This is a genomic window from Streptomyces sp. JNUCC 63 (assembly GCF_054366325.1).
Map to the genome: position 1 here is coordinate 5,219,043 of NZ_CM135963.1, position 17,839 is coordinate 5,236,881.

The following is a 17,839-nucleotide window of genomic DNA, read 5'->3' on the forward strand; positions in this document are numbered from 1 at the left end:
TTCGTGTTCCGTCTGTCACCGGTAGCTCGCCGTCGGCGGGGTCGCCGACGACGATTCCTTACCCAGCGTGGCGGACAGCCACTTGTCGTACGACGCCTTCCAGCCCCCGTCCTTGCGGTAGTTCTCCAGTATTCGGTTGACCTGACGCACCAGGTCGTCGGCGCCCAGCTTCATCGCCACACCGTAGAACTCCTTGGTGAAGCTCGTGCCCTTCAGTGCCACCGAGGGGTCCTGCGCGGCCTGGCTGGCGGCGAGCGCGCCGTCCGTCACCACCGCGTCCACCTCGCCGAGTTGCAGCCTCACCAGGCAGTCCAGCTGGTTGGGGACGGTGGTGGTGATGTCGGTGGAGGCGGGGAGCCTGCCGTTCTTCTTGTCGGCGGACAGGTGGTCGTAGGCCGTGGATCCCGTCGCCGAGCAGACCTTCCGGCCGTCCAGGGAGGTGTCGTACCCGGTGATCTTCGACGTCTTCGGGGCCAGGACCTGCTGACCGGTCAGGAAGTACGGCGCGGAGAACGCCACCTGCTTCAGGCGGTCGCACGTGATCGTCATGGTGCGCACCACCATGTCCACGCGGCCGCTTCTGATCGCGGGGATGCGCTCGTTGGTGGGGATGGCCTTGAACTGGACCTTGTTCTCGTCGCCGAGGATGTCCTTGGCGATGCGGTGCGCCAGGTCGATGTCGAAGCCCTCCAGCTCGCCGGTGGAGTTGTTCGGGTTGCGGTAGCCCCAGCGGTAGCTGTTCTGGTCGACGCCCACCGACAGGTACCCGCGCGATCTGATGGCGCTGAGGGCGGGGCCGTCCGCGCTCGACGGGGACAGGCTCTGGTCGTGGGCCTCGCTGTCCTTGCAGGTGTCCGCCTTGGCCTGGGTGCCGTGGGCCGTCCTCCGGCCGCTGGGGGCGGGGTCGTTCGTCGCGTGCGGCTGAGTGCGTGGCAGGAGCAGGACCAGCGTCAGCGCCAAGGCGCAGACGGCTGCCATCGCCCCCACGCCTCCCCAGCCCTTCAGACCGGCCCGCAGGCGTCGTGCTCGCATCGTCACGCCCCCTCTCACCGGTACTCCGACAGTCTGCGTCCGATGCCGAGCACCGCTCCGGCCGCGCCGAGGACCGCGAGCACCGCGGAGCCGACGGGCAGGCCGGTCATCGCGGTCAGGCCGGCGCGGGCGGCCTGCTTGAACTCGTTCGTCTCGTGGGTGAGCGCCGACGCCAGTGAGGTGTCGACGTTGTCGAAGCACTCGCCTGTCGACTGGTCCTCGGCCCTGGTGCCGATGACCCGGTCCCGTGCCTTCTGGTAGTCGCCGGAGTCGTTGGCCCGGCGGGCCAGTTCGTGCCGGGACTTCCAGACCTTCATCGACTCGTTCGCCACTTGTACGGGCTTGCGGCCCGAGGCGTCGTCGGCCAGGCGGTCGGCGCGGGCCAGGGTCTTCGCCAGCCTGTCGATCTCCTGGTCGTACGCCCAGTCGTAGGCGTCCATGACCGTGCCGTCCTTCAGCGTCCTGGTCTCCGCGCCGCGGCTGACGAGGGTCAGGTTCTCGTCGCTGCGGGCCTTGAGGGAGGCGATACGGGCGTCGTGCAGCACGCTCAGCGAGCGCACGCCGTGGGTGTGGGAGCCGTTCAGGCCCGCGCGCGCGACGCTGTGGCCGATCACCAGCCACAGCAGGACGACGGTGGTGGCGGCGGTGGCGGCCACCAGGCCGTGGTTCAGCACCCGGTTCGTACGCAGGTAGTTGCGCCGCTGGACCCAGGCGAGGGCCGCGAGGGCGACGGCGCCGAGGGCGATCGCGGCCCATGGGTACGGGGTCGCGTCCGCGTAGTCGGCGCTCAGCCGCTGGTTCTCCTTCTGGTACAGGTCCTCGGCCGCCGGGAGCATCTCGTTCTGCATCGTGTCGTTGGCGGTGCGCAGGTAGGCGCCGCCGACCGGGAAGCCCTGGCGGTTGTTGGCGCGGGCGGCCTCCACCAGGCCCTTGTAGCGGGGCAGGAGCTCGTTGAGCTCGGTGATGGTGGCGGCGGAGGGGGAGCCGGGGGCGGAGTTGGCGGCGGCGGTGACGAGTTTGGCGGCGGCCGTGCGGATGTCGGACTCGTAGCGCTCGCGGGTGGCCGTCGTCTCCTGCAGGCCGGCCAGGTAGCCGCTGGTGGCCATGGTGTTGGCGTCGGCGAGGGAGCGGTAGATGTCCGCGGCGTCGGAGCTGAGGGGCTGGCTGCGGTGGAGGACGTCGTCGGCGGCCGTGGCGCGGTTGGTGGTCTGCAGGGCGGTGACGGCGCCGAAGGCCACGACGAGGAGGGCCACGACGGCGCCGATGATGCGGAGGCGGCCGGGCTCCGTGGTGGCGGCGTGGCGGAGGCGCTCCGCGCCTTCTGCCAGGGCGGTGCGGCGTGGGGGCGTGGGTTGAGGTGGGACCGCGGGCAAGGTGGAGGCGGGCAGGCCCGGAGCCGGTGGTGCCGTGCTTGTCGGCGGGTGTGTCACTGTGACCTCCCCCATGGTCATCCGTCACCGCAAGTATCGCTGCCGCAGCGGAGATGCTTCGCACCACCCCTTGCCCATGAATACGTCGGGGGAATCGGTTCGGTTCCCCCGGGCTGGTGTTGCGCGTTCGGCCGGCGGGTCGGGGCCGTGGCCTCCGGCGGTGGTGCCGGTGCGCCTACGGGTGCGTTGGGGGTGCGTCCAGCCCGCCGCGCACGGGCGTACTGCTGTGGGCTTCCACGGTTGAACTGGGCGGAGACGAAGTATGCGGCGAGCTGCGGACGCACCCCCACGGCCCGCTTCCGCCGTCGTGCGGCCGCGGGTTGTGGGGGTGCGGATCGTCGTGCTCAGCGCAGCGCGGCCGAGCCGGGACGGGTGAGAACCACCTCCAGGCGGCCCGTTCGCCATGCGCACAGCAGCCATGCCGCGGGGAGTTGGAGCGTGAGCATGGCGAAGGCCGCCATGACGAACGCCGAGTCGGCCGGGGCCTCGTCGCCGGCGGTCCAGGACGAGCGGCCCGAGCAGAGCAGGAGTACCGCCAGGTGGATGGATCCGCCGACCAGGACCGCACGCCGGCGTGGCAGCGCGGGCAGCAGGCGTCGGGCCGGCGTCAAGGACGTTGCGGCGGCGGTCGGGAAGGCCGCGTTCCAAGGGTCCTTCAGCCAGAAGGAGACCCAGCCCCGAAGGTCGGCGGAGGCGGCATACCATGCCAGGTCGACAAGCGCCCCGGTCAGCCAGGACAGGAGTACGACGGTGAGCGCGTAGGAGATGGCGCTGCGCCAGGTGACCGTCACGTCAACCGTTCCCCCGGCAGTCGCTCTGCTCGTGCGGTCGACGACAGGTGCGAGAGCTCGTCGTCACCAAGCCTGTTGGGGGTGATGGTCTTCACTGGTCGAAATGGGACCGCAGTGTTTCCTGTGCCCGTGCGGAGGCTCCCACGTGGTCCAGGCCCAGGAGGGCCGCGCCCAGGACCGGGCTCGCCGTGACCACTTGGGGCGTGGCTTTCGGGGCTCGGACGGTCAGGAGGTCGCGGATGGTGTCGTCCAGTTGGGGGTGGCGAGCGGCCAGGACGCTGCCGCCCAGGAGGACCGGGGTTTCCTCGTCGAGGAGGTCCAGGCGGGTCAGGGCCACGGTGGCCATGGTCACCACCTCGTCCGCCAGGCGGTCGATGATCGTGCGGGCGATCGGGTCGCCGTCCGCGGCCGTGCGGAACAGGACCGGGGCCAGTTCGTGGCGGCGGTGGTGGTCGATGCGGTTCAGGTGGAGGGCCTCGATGAGGGCGTACATGGAGGTCAGGCCGAAGTGGGCGGGGAGGGTGCGGGCCAGGGCGGTGGCCTCGCCGCGGCCGTCCTCCGCCCGGGCCGCGTACCACAGGGCCTCCTCCGCCAGGCCCCAGCCGCCGCCCCAGTCGCCGGAGACGCGGCCGAGCGCGGGGAAGCGGGCCGTGCGGCCGTCCGGGCGCATGCCGACGCAGTTGATGCCGGCGCCGCAGACGACGGCGACACCGCGGGGTTCGGCCACGCCCGCGCGCAGGATCGCGAACGTGTCGTTGCGGACCTCCACCGTCGTGCCCCACGCGCGTGCGTGCAGGGCGGTCGCCAGCTGTTGCTCCTCGATGGGCAGGTCTGCGTTGGCCAGGCAGGCCGAGACGTGGTCGGCGGAGGTGACTCCCGCTGCCGCGTAGGCCCGGCTGATCGTTTCTGCCAGGGCGTCCACCGCCGTTTTCACACCCACGGCCGGCGGCCGGAATCCGCCGCCGCGGGCCGTGGCGAGGACGTTTCCGTCGGCCGCCACGACCGCTACGTCGGTCTTGCTGTTGCCCGCGTCGATGGCGAGGACGCTTGCGGTCAGGCCCACGCGAGGTGCTCCCGGTTGTGCGCGATCAGTTGGTCGGTGAGGGTTTCGGCGTACTCGTACTGGCCGATGAGGGGGTGGGAGAGCAGGGCGCGGAAGACGCGGTCCCGGCCACCGTGCAGGGCCGCCTGAAGGGCCAGGTCCTCGTAGGCCGTCACGTTCGCCGTCAGGCCTGCGTAGAGGGGGTCAACGGGGTTGATGGGAAGGGGGATCGCGCCCTTGGGACCCACTGCTGCCTGTACCTCGATCACCGCGTCGTCGGGGAGGAAGGGGAACGTGCCGTTGTTGTGTGTGTTCACCACCTGGTACGGGCTTCCTCCTCCGCCCAGGAGCGCTGCGGCGAGGTCCACCGCCGCCTCCGAGTAGTAGGCGCCGCCGCGCTTGGCGAGGAGGGCCGGCTTCTCGTCGAGGGCCGGATCGCCGTACATCGTCAGCAACTCGCTTTCCATTGCCGCCACTTCGGCTGCTCGGGAGGGTTTTGTGCGCATTTCCTCCACTACTTTGTCGTGCGTGTAGTAGTAGCGCAGGTAGTAGGAGGGGACCACGCCCAGGCGGTCCAGGAGGGGGCGGGGGAGGCGGAGGTCGTCGGCGATCGTGTCGCCGTGGTCGGTCAGGAGTTCGGGGAGTACGTCCTCGCCTTCCGGGCCGCCCAGGCGTACCCCCGTCTCCCAGGTGAGGTGGTTCAGGCCCACATGGTCCAGGTGGATCTCGGTGGGGGCTACGCCCAGCACGGCGGCGAACTTGCGCTGGAAGCCGATCGCCACATTGCACAGGCCGACCGCCTTGTGGCCCGCTTGGAGCAGGGCGCGGGTGACGATGCCGACCGGATTGGTGAAGTCGATGATCCAGGCGTCGGGGTTGGCGCGGCGTACGCGGTCGGCGATGTCCAGGACCACCGGGACCGTGCGCAGCGCCTTGGCCAGGCCGCCGGCGCCCGTCGTTTCCTGGCCGACGCAGCCGCAGTCGAGGGGCCAGGTCTCGTCCTGCTGGCGGGCCGCCTGGCCGCCGACACGCAGTTGGAGCAGGACCGCGTCCGCGCCGTCGACGGCCCTGTCCAGGTCGGAGGTGGTGACGATACGGCCGTTGTGGGCCTGACGGGTGAAGATGCGGCGGGCCAGGCCGCCGACCAGTTCCAGGCGGTCCGTCGCCGGGTCGACGAGGACCAGTTCCTCGACGGGGAGGGTGTCCCTGAGGCGTGCGAAGCCGTCGATGAGTTCGGGGGTGTAGGTCGAGCCGCCGCCGACCACGGTGAGTTTCATGGATTCAACCCTTTACTCCGGTGAGCGTGACGCCCTCGACGAACGCCTTCTGGGCGAAGAAGAACACGAGGATCACGGGGGCCATGACCAGCACGGTGGCGGCCATGGTGAGGTTCCAGTCGGTGTGGTGGGCGCCCTTGAAGGACTCCAGGCCGTAGGACAGGGTCCACGCGCCCGGGTTCTCCGAGGCGTAGATCTGCGGGCCGAAGTAGTCGTTCCAGGCGTAGAAGAACTGGAAGAGGGCGACCGCCGCTATGCCCGGCTTGGCCATCGGGAGGACGACCCTGAGCAGGGTGCGCAGCTCTCCGCAGCCGTCCACCCTCGCCGCGTCCAGGTACTCGTTCGGGATGGTCATCAGGAACTGCCGCAGCAGGAAGACGGAGAACGCGTCGCCGAACGCCATCGGGATGATCAGCGGCCACAGCGTGCCGGACAGACCCAGCTGCTTCGCCCAGAACAGGTACATGGGGATGATGATCACCTGCGGGGGCAGCATCATCATCGAGATCACCAGCATGAGTGACAGGTTGCGGCCCCGGAAGCGGAACTTCGCGAGCGCGTACGCCACCGGGATGGAGGACGCGACCGTCAGGACGGTGCCGAGACCGGCGTAGATCAGCGTGTTCTTCCACCAGGTGAGGAAGCCCGGGGTGTCGAAGACCTTCTGATAGTTGCCCCACTCCCAGGTGTGCGGGACCAGGTCGCGGCTGAGCGCCTGGCTGTCGCTCATCAGCGAGGTGAGGAGGACGAAGACGAAGGGGAGCGTGAAGAAGAGGGCGGCCGCCACGCCGAGGGAGTGGACCGCGATCCACTCCAGGACCGCCCGGCGGCGGGCCGCGCGCTCGGCGGGGGAGACCGGCGCTCCCAGGCCGGCCGGCTTGTCAAGCACTTGGGTCATCGTCAGTCACCTGCCTGGATCAGACCGCCCCGGCGCCGCATCAGGAACGCGGTGAACAGCATCGACAGGGCGAACAGCACCAGCGCGACGACGCAGGCCGAGCCGTATTCGAAGCGCTGGAAGCCGAGGTTGTACACGAGCTGGGGGAGGGTGAGCGTGGACTTGTCCGGGTAGCCGGGCTCGAACTGGGTACCCGCGCCCTGGATCACTCCCGAGGCGACCTTTCCGGCGATCAGCGGCTGGGTGTAGTACTGCATCGTCTGGATCACCCCGGTGACCACCGCGAACATCACGATCGGGGAGATGTTCGGGAGGGTCACGTAGCGGAAGCGCTGCCAGGGCGAGGCGCCGTCCAGCTCCGCGGCCTCGTACTGCTCGGTGGGGACGTCGAGCAGCGCGGCCATGAAGATGACCATCAGGTCGCCGACGCCCCACAGGGCGAGCATCGTCAGGGCCGGCTTGGACCAGGTGGGGTCGCTGAACCAGCCGGGAGCCGGGATCCCGCTCTTCTCCAGGAGGGAGTTGACCGGACCCGTGCCGGGGTTGAGCAGGAAGGCGAAGGCCATGGTCGCCGCCACCGGCGGGGCCAGGTAGGGCAGGTAGAACAGGGTGCGGAAGACACCCGTGCCTGTCTTGATCCTGGTGATCAGCAGACCCACGCCGAGCCCGAAGACCACCCGCAGACCGACCGTCACCAGCACCAGCCACAGCGTGTTGCGCAGCGCCGGCCAGAACAGCGGGTAGTGCTGGAAGACGTACGTCCAGTTCTTCGCCCCGCTCCACCTCGGCGGCTGGAAGCCGTCGTAGCGCATGAACGAGAAGTAGACGGTGGAGATCAGCGGGTACGCGAAGAAGACCGCGAAGCCGATCAGCCACGGCGACATGAAGGCGAGGGTCTTCAGCGCCGAACGGCGGCGCTTGGACGCCAGGGTGACGGTAGCCATGCGCGCCTACTCCGCCTGCGCGATGTCCGTGTCGATCTGCTGGGCCGTCCTGGCCAGGCCCGTCTTGAGGTCCTTCGCCTTGCCGCTCTCGTAGTCGTAGCCGAACTGCTGGATCGTCACCAGGTACTGGCCGCCGTTGACGGAGGCGGGGGTCGTGGTCGAGTCCGGGCTGGCGGCGATGTCCAGGAACGTCTTGAAGCGCGGGTCGTACTTCAGCTTCGGGGACTTCAGCGCGGCCAGCGTGGAGGGCACGTTGTGGATGTCGTTGGCGAAGCCGACCACCGCGTCGGTGTCGGTGGTCATGTACTTCACCAGCTCCCAGGCCGCGTTCTGCTTCTTGCCGGTGGCGGCGATGCCGGCGACGGTGCCGGTGATGTAGCCCTTGCCGTACTGGTCGGCCTGGTCGTCGGGGACGGGCAGCGGGGCCACGCCGATCTCGAACTTCGGCTCGGCCTCCTCGGCCATTCCCAGGCGCCACTCGCCGTCGAGCTGCATGGCCACCTGGCCGGTGTGGAAGGGGTGCTTGGGGCCCCACTCGTCGCCGAGCGTGGCGCGGTACTTCTCCAGCTTCCGGTAGCCGCCGAGCTCGTCGACGAGCCGCTTCTGCAGAGTGAAGCCCTTTTCGAAGGCGGGGTCCTTGACGAGGTTCGACTTGCCGCTGGAGTCGAAGTACGTCGGCGAGAACTGCGCGAAGTAGTGCTCGGTCGTCGTCTCCCAGCCGTGGTAGTTCGGCATGAAGCCGAGCTGCTGGTAGCCGTCGCCCCGGGTGATCGTCAGCTTCTTGGCGGCGGCCTCGAACTCCGACCAGGTCTTCGGAGGGTTCTTGATGCCCGCCTTCGCGAACGCGTCCTTGTTGTAGTAGAGGCCGTACGCGTCGCCCAGCAGCGGCACCGTGCAGCGGTTGCCGTCGAACTGGGTGTACTCGTTCATCGCCTTCGGGAACGTCTTCTCCGGGTCGATGTCCGACTTCTCGAAGAAGGGGCCCAGATCGACCAGCGCGCCGGAGGAGCAGAACTTGCCGACGTTGTTGGTGGTGAAGGAGGAGATCACGTCGGGCGCCTTGTCGCCGCCGGCGCGCAGCGCCTGGTTGATCTTGTCGTCGGTCATGTTGCCGACGACGTTGACGTGGATGTTGGGGTGCGCCTTCTCGAAGCCGGCGATCAGCGACTTTACGGCCTTGACCTCGCTCGGCGCGCTCCAGGCGTGCCAGAAGTTGAGGGTCGTGTCCTTCGACGCGTCGTCGTTCGCGCCGGAGTTCGACTGGCCGGTGCAGGCGGTGGCCAGCAGCGCTATGGAGGCCGAGGCGGCGAGGGCGAGGGCCGCTTTCCGGGACACTTCGGGCATGGCTGGATCTCCCTGGGACGGGCGGGGCGGTGAGAGGGGGTTGCGGGGGCGGGTACGACGGTCGGACGCTCAGCGCGAGGTGTCGAACACCTCGTCGCGGGTGGTGGCGAGCGCGCTCTCCAACGCGCCGCGCAACACGGGATGTTCGCGGACGTCGCCGACGACCAGGCGCGGCCGGGAGGCGGCCAGCTCCTCCAGTTCGGCCTGGACCAGGGCGCGGAGCACCTCGCCGCCGGCGGTGAGCGAGGTGCCGCTGAGGACGACGAGTTCGGGGTCGAGGACGGAGACGAGCGAGGCGAGCCCGGTCGCGAGCCGGGTCGCGTACGTCGTCAGGAACGTGCGGTGGGGGCCGGTGGCGTGGTCGGCGGCGCGGGCGACGAGTTCGGCGGCGGCCTCGGCGTACGGTCCCGTGGGCAGGTCCTCGACGCCGAGCTCCCGGGCCAGCTTCGGCAGCGCCTGCGATCCGGCCAGCTCCTGGTAGCCGCCGCTGTTGGCCCGGGTCACCTTGCGGACCAGGGGAGTGCCGGGCACCGGCAGGAAGCCGACCTCGCCGGCGCCGCCGGTCCAGCCGCGGTGCAGCCGGCCGCCGAGGACCAGGGCGGCGCCGAGGCCCTCCTGGTTCCACAGCAGTACGAAGTCCTGGTGGCCTCGGGCCGCGCCGAGCCGCTGTTCGGCCATGGCGACGAGGTTGACGTCGTTCTCGTACTCCACCGGCATCGGCAGGGCGGCGGCGAGTTCGTCGAGCAGGGTGGGGGAGTGCCAGCCGGGCAGGTGGGAGGCGTAGCGCAGACGGCCGGTGCCCGGGTCGAAGGCGCCGGGGGTGCCGATCACCAGCCGGTGGACGTCGTCGCAGGCCAGCCCCGCCGCCTTCACCGCGCCGCCGAGAGCGTCGGTGACCTGCCGTACGACGGGCGATGGGGGTCTCCCCTGCTCATGGGGGTCCCCCCCGCTCATGGGGGTCCCCCCCGCTCGAGCGAAGCCGAGAGCTTGGGGGAGAAGCCGAGAGCTTGGGGGAGAAGCCGAGAGCTTGGGGGAGGCCGGGCGCCGGCCGGGGGTGGGCAGCTCGTACTCGCCGACCGTGCGGCCGGCGATGTCGGCGACGGCGGCGCGGATGCGGTCGGGGGTGACGTCCAGCCCGGCGGCGTACGCGGCGGCCGGATTGACGGCGTACAGCTGGGCGCTGGGTCCCGGGCGTCCCTCGCTCGTCCCCGTGGCGAGGACCAGCCCGGCGGCCTCCAGACGGGCCAGCAGCTGGGAGGCGGTCGGCTTGGACAGACCGGTGAGCTTGCCGATCCGGGTGCGCGACAGCGGCCCGTGCTCCAGCAGCAGGTCGAGGGCGGCACGGTCGTTCATGGCGCGCAGGACGCGCGGGGTGCCCGGCGTACCGGCGGTTCCTGCCATGCGTCTCGACACCTGCCCTTCGGCTGCCCGGTCCCTCATTGTTAGGAAGGTTTCCTATCGGGTGGGAGGAACGTAGTCCCGGCGCGAACCGGACGTCAAGAGACGACGCCCCCGAGGCAACGGAGTCGTTACCTGCGGGGGCGGGTGTGCGGGTCGGGGCCTGGTTCAGTCCTCGAGGAACGGGGCTGTGTCCAGCGTGGGGTACGGGGCCGGGAGGGGGAGCGGCTCGCCGAGGTCGGCCTTGGTCTCGTCGTCGTAGTACGCCCTGGTGGGGTCGTCGCCGGGGAGGACGGGGGTGGTGTAGCAGTGCGCTGCCCTGGTGTCGCGGTTGACCAGGACGTAGACGGGGATGCCGGCGGCGGCGTAGGTGCGGAGCTTGGGACCGGTGTCCGTCTCATGATTGGTCGAGGTGACTTCGCCGATCAGGGCGATCATGTCGAGGGGGTACCAACCCTTGTGGGTCTTGCGATACGACTCGTCGAACTCGGTCGGCTCACGGTGCAGGACGTAGAAGTCGGGAACGACCAAGGTCTTCGTGCCACCGCTCTGATGCGCGGCACGGAAGCCCATGCCCGTGCCGGCGAGCTCGAACCCGGCGACGTGGAGCTGAACCATGAGCCTGACGGCGCGCTTGCTGTGGTTGTAGTCCGGTTGCGGTGGCGCGATGGCCGTCCCCTCGACGTACTCGGGTCGAATCGGCGCCACGGACGCCTTCTCGATCGCGATCAACAGATCGATGGGGTCCTGCTGCGTCATGACCGGCTCCATGATGGGTGCGGCGCTCATCGCTGGATCTCCTTGTCGCGCTGGTGTCAGGCTACGCCCACGCAGGGTGCCCCGGCGGAAACATGGCGTACGGTGCTCACCCGCTGCGCCACGATGCGCACACATTCACTCGAACGAGTGTGCTGAACCGTTCCGTCCCCCCTGCGCACGCGAAAGGCGGCGCCCGGGCTTCCCGGACGCCGCCCTTGCCGTATGCCTGAAGAGCTACTTCGCCATCGACTGCGGCGGTATCGGCGAGGCGGCCAGTGACTGCGGGGAGCTGGTGCTGGCGAAGGCCGAGGGGGCCGCCATGCCGGCCGTGGGGTCGGAGGCCGGGGTCTCCTCCGCCGGGGCGGTCGCGCCGCCGACGATGGGGATGTCGGCCGCGTCGAAGGCGCGCTTGATGCGCCAGCGCAGCTCGCGCTCCACGGTCACCGACTTGCCCGGCATGGTCTTGGCCGAAACGCGGACGACCATCGAGTCGATCAGCACGCTGTCCAGGCCGAGCACCTCGATCGGGCTCCACAGGAGCTCGTTCCAGGGCTCCTCCTTGCTCATCCTCTCGGCGACCTCGTCGAGGGTGGCCTTCACCCTGTCCAGGTCCTCGTCCGCCTTGACGGTGACGTCGACGCCAGCCGTCGCCCAGCCCTGGGAGAGGTTGCCGATGCGCTTGACCTCGCCGTTGCGGACGTACCAGATCTCGCCGTTGGCGCCGCGCAGTTTCGTCACGCGCAGGCCGACCTCGATCACCTCGCCGGAGGCCACGCCCGCGTCGATCGTGTCGCCGACGCCGTACTGGTCCTCCAGGATCATGAACACGCCGGAGAGGAAGTCGGTGACCAGGTTGCGGGCGCCGAAACCGATCGCCACACCGGCCACACCGGCCGAGGCCAGCAGCGGGGCCAGGTTGATCTCGAAGGTGGCCAGCACCATCAGGGCCGCCGTGCCCATGATCAGGAAGCTCGCCACCGAGCGCAGCACCGAGCCGATCGCCTGGGAGCGCTGCCGGCGGCGCTCGGCGTTGACCAGCAGCCCGCCCAGCGCGGTGCCGTCCACCGCCTGGACCGTACGGCTCATACGGTCGATGAGCTTGGTGATCGCCCGCCGGACCACGCTTCTCAGCACCGCCGCGATCACCAGGATCAGCAGGACCCTCAGGCCGATCGCCAGCCACGTGGACCAGTTCTGCTCGACCCAGCTGGCGGCGTTCGTCGCGCTCTCATGGGCGTCCTGGAGCGTGGGGACCGTCAGGGCCGGTGTCTCGGACGGCGACGGCGACGGACCGGCGGCCAGCAGGACGGCGGACAAGGACACGGCAGGTACCTCCAGGTGCATCCGCCCTCCGGCACAGGGGTCAATATCGTCTGGGTCACGAAGAGGTCACCGGACGGGCAGAACCACCACACTAACGGGGCACGGTGTGTGGATCGGTGCGAAGTTCCGAGGAGGGCCGGCGAGGGGAGGGTGCCCACCGGCCTCTGATCAGGCCGTGTGAAGGGACCGCGGTCCTGGGGATGAACCCGGTGTGGTCGAAAACACTTCCAGCCCGTTACCGGGACATGGTGGCGCGTTCACCAGGCATGAGGGGAAACTGGCTCAAGGCAGCCCCGGCGCGAGCCACGCGCCGCCGGCGTACAAGGAGGCATCCGTGCCGCATGTCCTGGTCCTCAACGCGTCGTACGAGCCCCTCGGCGTCGTACCGCTCCGCCGCGCGCTCGTGCTCGTCCTCGAGAACAAGGCAGTCTGCCTCGAGGAGTCCGGCGCCTATCTGCACAGTGCAACCGTCACCGTCCCCGCACCCAGCGTGGTCCGGCTCAAGCGTTTCGTGCGGGTTCCCTACCGGGGGCCCGTTCCTCTGACCAGGCGAGCGCTCTTCGCCCGCGACGGGGGCCGGTGCATGTACTGCGGTGGCATCGCAACCAGCGTCGACCACGTCATCCCGCGCTCGCGCGGGGGCAAGCACGTCTGGGACAACGTGGTGGCCTCCTGCCGCCGCTGCAACCACGTCAAGGCCGACCGCCACCTGGTCGAGCTCGGCTGGCGCCTGCGCCACAAGCCGGCCCCGCCCACGGGCCTGGCCTGGCGCATCATCGGCACCGGCCATAGGGACCCGCGCTGGCTGCCCTACTTGCAGCCGTACGGCGCGGACGACGCCCTGGCCCGGATCGACGGCATCTCCGCCTGACGATTCCGGGCCTTCGCATGGGCCGACGGGCGTGACGCCCGATCCGCGTCCTGTACGTGTACGCAGGCAGGCGTCACGCTCGGCCTCAGCCGAACCAGCTCACCTGGACCACGACGATCCTCTCGCCGCGCACATCGGTCAGGCGGGTGAGCAGAGCAGCCCACGCGTCTCGGTGCGGACGCCGGGGCCGAGGCCGGTATGGGCGGCGCCCTCCAGAAAGACCATGGATTCCCGTACGGCGATTTCATCGGCCGGCCGCTCCGTCTCGGCGCGAGCTGCTTTCGGGAGTCCGTCCAGCAGATCGTCCTGGAACGGCTCCCAGTGCCGGTCAGCCGCCGGCGACGATCGTCAGCCCGCGCCCGAACTGCTCCTCGTCGGTCGCGTCCCGCGGGCACGGCAGCCGCTCGCCGCGGGGGTCGTCGACCTCGACGCGGAGGGTGGTGGCGGTGACGGCCAGTCGTACGCGGATGAGCCGGTCCCGCAGGCTCCCGTGCAGCAGGGCGTTGGTCATCAGCTCGGAGGCGACGAGGGCGACGTCTCCGGCGAGGTGCGGATATCCCCACTCGGTGACCAGGCGTGCGGCGCGACGGCGGGCGAGGGCGACGCTGCGGGGGACGGGGGTGCAGTCGAGCTTGTCCTCGTGGAGGATGGTGCCGCCCGCATCCGCAACTGGCAGTCCTCACTGGTGCCAGGGCTGTTCAGGATCCCTGAGTACACGCGGGTTCCGGCGGTCGCCGAGGGAAGTTGGGAGGACCCCGACGAGATCGAGCGCTGGGTCGGGGTCAAGCAGAAGCGCCAGGAGCGACTGCTGGGCGAACGCCCTCTCCAGCTTCACGCGGTGATCTGGGAGGCCGCACTACGACAGAAGGTCGGCGGTCCCGACGCCATGCGTGCTCAGCTCGAACGCCTGCTGGAACTCGAGGAGTTGCCGAACGTACGCCTGCAAGTGCTCCCGTTCCGAGCCGGCGCACATCCCTGCATCACGGGTCCGTTCAGCATCATCTCCTTCACGGAGGGCGATGCCCTTGACGTGGTCCAGAGTGACACCAACAGGGGCATGGCCCGGGTGGAGAACGACGTTGAGAGCAAAACATACGGTGTGTTGTTCGACCGCACGTCCCGCCTCGGCCTGGCTCCGTGTGACTCCATCGCTCTCGTCCACGACGTGCGCAAGGAAGTGTGAACGTGTCCGAGTTCGCCTTCGAAAGATCCAGCTACAACACGGTGGACGGCGAATGCGTCGAGGTCGCCCGCGACGTCCCCCACACGATGGCCCTCCGCGACTCCAAGACCCCCGACGGCCCGATACTCCGCCTCACCCCGGAAGCCTGGACGGAGTTCACGGCGTCGTCGAAGTGACGCGAGGCGCTGGGGCAGGTCGCCTTGCGCAACCGGCCCCAGTTGAACCGCCCTCTCAGGTCTTGTTCAAGTTCTGCGTGCTGCTGGACGCTCACCGCGACGAGCTCGCCGAGCTGATCACGCAGGATGTCGGGCGGACCTCACAGTCACTTGACCGGAGCCGCGGGTCACGGTCGCCCGGGCTTCGTGCCTCAGCCGCCGGTCGGAGCCGGAAAGGCCGACAGGCCGATGGCGTGAGCCCGCGCGGCTGCCTACCGTAGGAAGTGGTCGTGGCACCTATGGGGGCAGGAGGGCCGACCCATGGCTGTAGAGCTCAACCACACGATCGTCGCCGCACACGACAAAGAGCGGTCCGCGCGGTTCCTCGCGGAGCTGCTGGGGCTCGAGGTGGCACCGCCGTTCGGCCCGTTCACCCCGGTGCAGGTTGCGAACGGCGTGACGATGGACTACATGGAGACCACCGAGCCGATACACCAGCAGCACTACGCGTTCCTGGTCTCCGAGGACGACTTCGACGCGATCTTCGCCCGTATCCGGACCGCGGGCCTGCCGTACTGGGCGGACCCGCACCACCGGCACCCCGGCGAGATCAACCACAACGACGGGGGCCGAGGGGCGTACTTCGACGATCCGGACGGTCACAACATGGAAATCCTGACGAGGCCGTACGGGAGCGGCGGGGACTGAGCCGGCGGCTGCTCCGGTCCCGAGGTTCCCTCGGCCCCCGGGACCGGTCGTTCACACGTACCGCAGCTCCGCCGGGCGCACCGAGCGCCGTAGCAGCGGCAGCGAGGCGGCTGTGGCCAGCAGGCAGGTGGCGTACACGCCGGCCGGGACCAGGAGGGCCGTGTACGGCACGGTCCCGGCGACGAGGTGTCCGTACCAGACGCCGATCGCCAGGCCGCCCGTGCCTGCCACGAGGACGGCCGGGGCCAGTGGCAGGGCGGTCTCCAGCAGCAGGGCCCGGGCGAGCACCCGTTGCGGTACTCCGGCGGCCACCTGCGCGGCCAGACCCCGGCGGCGAGTGGCGACGGACTCGGCGGTGCCGACGGCGAGCGCCGTGAGGACGATCGCGAGGGCGAGGACGATGGCCGCGGCCGTGAGGTTCAGGCCTGTCGTGTAGAAGGAGGCGTCCGCGGCGAAACCGTGCGTGTCGTCCGCGGTTTCCAGTTCGGCGAGCAGCGCCTGCCGTACTCCCATGAACCCGGTCCCGACCACCGTCACCAGCAGCACCGCCGCATGCGTACGGGCCGCCGCCCACGGGTCGTCCCGCAGCCGCTCCGCCGCGATCAGCACCGCGGGGGAGCCGGTCCGGGGCGCGAGCAGCCGACCGGTCAGCCGGGACAGGGCGCCCGTGAGCCACACCGCGCCCGCGCCGACGGCCAGCACCGCCGCACACACGATGAGCGGGCCGGTCCCGCTGTCTCTGTGGGAGGCGCCCGTGGAAGCACCGGTCACAGCCCCCAGCGCGGCCACGCCCACGATCAGCAGCCCGCCCACGAACAGCAGGCCCGGACCCCGCCCCGACCTCGCGCGGGTCCGCCGCACCCACCCCAGTGGCGACGCCACCACCCGGCGCAGCGCCAGCACCCCGGCCGCCGTGCCCAGCACCGGCACGCACACCGCGACCAGCGCGATCCCCGCCCAGGCCGACGCGGTCGGCTGCTCCCACACGGCCGTCAGCACCGCCGCCGACCCGGCGGTGGCGAGTACCGAGCCCAGCAGGCAGGCCAGCCCGGTCTCCAGCGCCGCGATCCGCCGCACCCGGCCCGGCTCCGCACCCGCCAGCCGCAGCACGGCCGTCCGCCGGTCGCGGTGCACCGCGCCGATCCGGGCGCACTGCCCGAGGAACCCGAGTACCGGGACCAACAGGAGCAGCAGCGTGACGATCACCCCGGAGCGCTCGCCGGGTCGGTCGAGCAGGCCGTTGCCGAAGGAGAAGGAGTACTGCCCGTGCACCGAAGCCAGGACGGCGGCCGCGAGGCCGAGCCCCGTCGCGCACATCGCTCCCGCCGCCGTGAGCGCGATCCGCCACCATTCCTGCCGGTCCGAGCCCCGTACGAGCAGCCAGGCCAGCCGCAGATCGGTCCTCACGCGGGCACCCCCAGCTCGACCGTCACGCCGTCCTGCAGCCGTACCTCGCGGTCGGCGTACGCCGCCATCTGGGCGTCGTGCGTGATCAGCAGCACCGCCGTGCCCGTCTCCCGGGCGGCCCCCACCAGGGCCGTCATCACCTGCTCGCTCGCCAGCGAGTCCAGCGCCCCCGTCGGCTCGTCCGCGAACACCACCCTCGGGCCGGTCACCAGCGCCCTTGCAAGCGCCACGCGTTGTGCCTGACCCCCGCTCAACTCCCCGGGTCTCAAGGCTCCCTGCTCCCGCACACCGAACCGCTCCAGCCACGCCCCCGCCCGCTCCTGGGCCGCCCCCCGCGCGGTCCCGGCCAGCATCAGCGGCAGCGCGACGTTGTCCACGGCCGTCAGCTCGGGGATCAGCTGCCCGAACTGGAACACCACGCCGAAGTCGGTCCGGCGCAGCTCGCTCAGGCGGTGCTCCGGCAGCGTGTCGACGCGCTCCCCGTCGTACGTCACCGAGCCCCCGTCCGGCCGGACGATGCCCGCCAGGCAGTGCAGCAGCGTGGACTTCCCGCTGCCGCTCGCGCCGGTCACGGCGACGATCTCGCCCTCGCCCAACTCGACGCCGGCCCCGCGCAGCGCCGGCGTCCTGCCATGGGACTTGACGAGGTCTCGGGCCACCAGAAGGGGCGCCGGACGGTTGCTCATGATCGGTCGACCTCCACGGTCTGAGCGGTCAAAGTGGTGAGCCGGGCCTGCGTGGTGGTCATCCAGCGCAGGTCGGCGTCGAGGTGGTTGAGGGCGTAGTCCGCCGAGAGCACGGTCGCCAGATCGGCGCCCGGGGCGGTCTTGAGCGCCGTCAGCTCCCGCATCCGCTCCATGTGCGCGGCGCGCTGTGCGAGCAGGTGGGCGGCCGGGTCGCCACCGGTGAGGATCGCGACGACGACCTTGGCGAAGATCTCGTTCGTCACGAAGGGCGCGGGAGACGTGACCTGCCCGGCCCACGTGGCCACCTCCCGGGAACCCTCCGCGGTGAGGCGGTACAGCGTCCGCTCCGGCCCGCCGTCGGAGTCGGTGCCCTCCACCTCCGCCAGGCCGTCCCGGACCAGCCGCTGCAGGGTCGTGTAGACCTGCCCGTAGGCCAGCGGACGGGCCTGCGGGAAGTGCTCGTCGTGGCGCCGCTTGAGGTCGTAGCCGTGGCTCGGCCCTCCGGCGAGCAGGCCCAGCAGGATGTGACGGGTGCTCATGGCGCCTCAGTATGTACTACGTACATGTACTGAGTGAATAGTGATCAGTGAA

At 70.4% G+C, this 17,839-nt stretch carries 19 protein-coding genes; 4 read left to right on the plus strand and 15 right to left on the minus strand.

Annotation, left to right across the window (positions count from 1 at the left end; translation table 11 throughout):
- Positions 1 to 15 precede the first annotated feature (15 nt).
- From ACX25U_RS24000 to ACX25U_RS24050, 11 genes are all read right to left on the minus strand, one after another.
- Entirely contained in the window at positions 16 to 1,032 is a 1,017-nt protein-coding gene (locus ACX25U_RS24000; protein ID WP_454383022.1) for a glutamate ABC transporter substrate-binding protein, read from the minus strand.
- Positions 1,033 to 1,046: 14 nt separating this feature from the next.
- The gene (locus ACX25U_RS24005; protein WP_454383023.1) at positions 1,047 to 2,462 is read right to left on the minus strand and encodes a hypothetical protein; all 1,416 of its coding nucleotides are present in this window, start codon (positions 2,460 to 2,462) and stop codon (positions 1,047 to 1,049) included.
- Between the two features lie 344 nt (positions 2,463 to 2,806).
- On the minus strand, positions 2,807 to 3,253 hold the full coding sequence (locus tag ACX25U_RS24010) for a hypothetical protein (protein WP_454383024.1): 447 nt from the start codon (positions 3,251 to 3,253) through the stop codon (positions 2,807 to 2,809).
- Between the two features lie 91 nt (positions 3,254 to 3,344).
- Positions 3,345 to 4,316: an N-acetylglucosamine kinase gene (locus ACX25U_RS24015; protein ID WP_454383025.1), complete on the minus strand. Its 972-nt coding sequence runs from the start codon at positions 4,314 to 4,316 to the stop codon at positions 3,345 to 3,347.
- Positions 4,307 to 5,572 (minus strand): 6-phospho-beta-glucosidase, encoded by a 1,266-nt coding sequence (locus ACX25U_RS24020; RefSeq protein WP_454383027.1) that lies wholly within the window; start codon positions 5,570 to 5,572, stop codon positions 4,307 to 4,309. The genes ACX25U_RS24015 and ACX25U_RS24020 overlap by 10 nt, the downstream gene beginning before the upstream one ends.
- Positions 5,573 to 5,576: 4 nt before the next feature.
- A complete protein-coding gene (locus ACX25U_RS24025; protein ID WP_454383029.1) occupies positions 5,577 to 6,470 on the minus strand; it encodes a carbohydrate ABC transporter permease in 894 nt (297 codons plus the stop codon).
- Positions 6,471 to 6,472: 2 nt separating this feature from the next.
- Positions 6,473 to 7,414: a carbohydrate ABC transporter permease gene (locus tag ACX25U_RS24030; protein ID WP_454383030.1), complete on the minus strand. Its 942-nt coding sequence runs from the start codon at positions 7,412 to 7,414 to the stop codon at positions 6,473 to 6,475.
- Positions 7,415 to 7,420: 6 nt separating this feature from the next.
- Positions 7,421 to 8,758, minus strand: coding sequence for an ABC transporter substrate-binding protein (locus tag ACX25U_RS24035; protein WP_454383031.1), 1,338 nt, complete (start codon positions 8,756 to 8,758; stop codon positions 7,421 to 7,423).
- A 69-nt stretch (positions 8,759 to 8,827) separates the two neighbouring features.
- Positions 8,828 to 10,159, minus strand: a complete 1,332-nt coding sequence (locus ACX25U_RS24040; RefSeq protein WP_454383033.1) for an ROK family transcriptional regulator — start codon at positions 10,157 to 10,159, stop codon at positions 8,828 to 8,830.
- 165 nt (positions 10,160 to 10,324) lie between these two features.
- Entirely contained in the window at positions 10,325 to 10,945 is a 621-nt protein-coding gene (locus ACX25U_RS24045; protein WP_454383035.1) for a Uma2 family endonuclease, read from the minus strand.
- A gap of 204 nt (positions 10,946 to 11,149) precedes the next feature.
- Positions 11,150 to 12,259, minus strand: coding sequence for a mechanosensitive ion channel family protein (locus tag ACX25U_RS24050; protein WP_454383037.1), 1,110 nt, complete (start codon positions 12,257 to 12,259; stop codon positions 11,150 to 11,152).
- Positions 12,260 to 12,572: 313 nt separating this feature from the next.
- Between ACX25U_RS24050 and ACX25U_RS24055 the strand changes: the two genes are divergently transcribed.
- The gene (locus ACX25U_RS24055; RefSeq protein WP_141360845.1) at positions 12,573 to 13,109 is read left to right on the plus strand and encodes an HNH endonuclease; all 537 of its coding nucleotides are present in this window, start codon (positions 12,573 to 12,575) and stop codon (positions 13,107 to 13,109) included.
- Between the two features lie 328 nt (positions 13,110 to 13,437).
- On the opposite strand, the gene ACX25U_RS24060 is transcribed toward ACX25U_RS24055, so the two are convergent.
- Positions 13,438 to 13,683 carry an ATP-binding protein gene (locus ACX25U_RS24060; RefSeq protein WP_454394480.1) on the minus strand — a complete coding sequence of 82 codons (246 nt, stop codon included), beginning with the start codon at positions 13,681 to 13,683 and terminating at the stop codon, positions 13,438 to 13,440.
- Here ACX25U_RS24060 and ACX25U_RS24065 point away from each other — a divergent pair.
- The 3 genes from ACX25U_RS24065 (at position 13,600) to ACX25U_RS24075 (ending at position 15,155) form a co-directional block, all read left to right on the plus strand.
- Positions 13,600 to 14,292 (plus strand): DUF5753 domain-containing protein, encoded by a 693-nt coding sequence (locus ACX25U_RS24065; RefSeq protein ID WP_454383038.1) that lies wholly within the window; start codon positions 13,600 to 13,602, stop codon positions 14,290 to 14,292. The two genes, ACX25U_RS24060 and ACX25U_RS24065, sit on opposite strands and share 84 nt — an antisense overlap.
- Positions 14,293 to 14,294: 2 nt before the next feature.
- Positions 14,295 to 14,468 (plus strand): DUF397 domain-containing protein, encoded by a 174-nt coding sequence (locus ACX25U_RS24070; RefSeq protein WP_454383039.1) that lies wholly within the window; start codon positions 14,295 to 14,297, stop codon positions 14,466 to 14,468.
- Positions 14,469 to 14,768: 300 nt separating this feature from the next.
- Positions 14,769 to 15,155, plus strand: coding sequence for a VOC family protein (locus ACX25U_RS24075; RefSeq protein ID WP_454383041.1), 387 nt, complete (start codon positions 14,769 to 14,771; stop codon positions 15,153 to 15,155).
- Between the two features lie 51 nt (positions 15,156 to 15,206).
- On the opposite strand, the gene ACX25U_RS24080 is transcribed toward ACX25U_RS24075, so the two are convergent.
- The 3 genes from ACX25U_RS24080 to ACX25U_RS24090 are packed head-to-tail and all read right to left on the minus strand — an operon-like array spanning position 15,207 to position 17,787.
- Entirely contained in the window at positions 15,207 to 16,562 is a 1,356-nt protein-coding gene (locus ACX25U_RS24080) for an FtsX-like permease family protein (RefSeq protein ID WP_454383043.1), read from the minus strand.
- Positions 16,559 to 17,248, minus strand: a complete 690-nt coding sequence (locus ACX25U_RS24085) for an ABC transporter ATP-binding protein (RefSeq protein ID WP_454383045.1) — start codon at positions 17,246 to 17,248, stop codon at positions 16,559 to 16,561. The genes ACX25U_RS24080 and ACX25U_RS24085 overlap by 4 nt, the downstream gene beginning before the upstream one ends.
- Positions 17,245 to 17,787 (minus strand): PadR family transcriptional regulator, encoded by a 543-nt coding sequence (locus ACX25U_RS24090; RefSeq protein ID WP_454383047.1) that lies wholly within the window; start codon positions 17,785 to 17,787, stop codon positions 17,245 to 17,247. Before ACX25U_RS24090 ends, ACX25U_RS24085 begins: the two co-directional genes overlap by 4 nt.
- Positions 17,788 to 17,839 lie beyond the last annotated feature (52 nt).

Coding starts and splice junctions, on each gene's coding strand:
- ACX25U_RS24050 (WP_454383037.1), bottom strand. CDS start 12,259: ATGCACCTGGAGGTACCTGCCGTGTCCTTGTCCGCCGTCCTGCTGGCC.
- ACX25U_RS24020 (WP_454383027.1), bottom strand. CDS start 5,572: ATGAAACTCACCGTGGTCGGCGGCGGCTCGACCTACACCCCCGAACTC.
- ACX25U_RS24045 (WP_454383035.1), bottom strand. CDS start 10,945: ATGAGCGCCGCACCCATCATGGAGCCGGTCATGACGCAGCAGGACCCC.
- ACX25U_RS24035 (WP_454383031.1), bottom strand. CDS start 8,758: ATGCCCGAAGTGTCCCGGAAAGCGGCCCTCGCCCTCGCCGCCTCGGCC.
- ACX25U_RS24090 (WP_454383047.1), bottom strand. CDS start 17,787: ATGAGCACCCGTCACATCCTGCTGGGCCTGCTCGCCGGAGGGCCGAGC.
- ACX25U_RS24030 (WP_454383030.1), bottom strand. CDS start 7,414: ATGGCTACCGTCACCCTGGCGTCCAAGCGCCGCCGTTCGGCGCTGAAG.
- ACX25U_RS24040 (WP_454383033.1), bottom strand. CDS start 10,159: ATGGCAGGAACCGCCGGTACGCCGGGCACCCCGCGCGTCCTGCGCGCC.
- ACX25U_RS24075 (WP_454383041.1), top strand. CDS start 14,769: ATGGCTGTAGAGCTCAACCACACGATCGTCGCCGCACACGACAAAGAG.
- ACX25U_RS24085 (WP_454383045.1), bottom strand. CDS start 17,248: ATGAGCAACCGTCCGGCGCCCCTTCTGGTGGCCCGAGACCTCGTCAAG.
- ACX25U_RS24025 (WP_454383029.1), bottom strand. CDS start 6,470: ATGACCCAAGTGCTTGACAAGCCGGCCGGCCTGGGAGCGCCGGTCTCC.
- ACX25U_RS24000 (WP_454383022.1), bottom strand. CDS start 1,032: ATGCGAGCACGACGCCTGCGGGCCGGTCTGAAGGGCTGGGGAGGCGTG.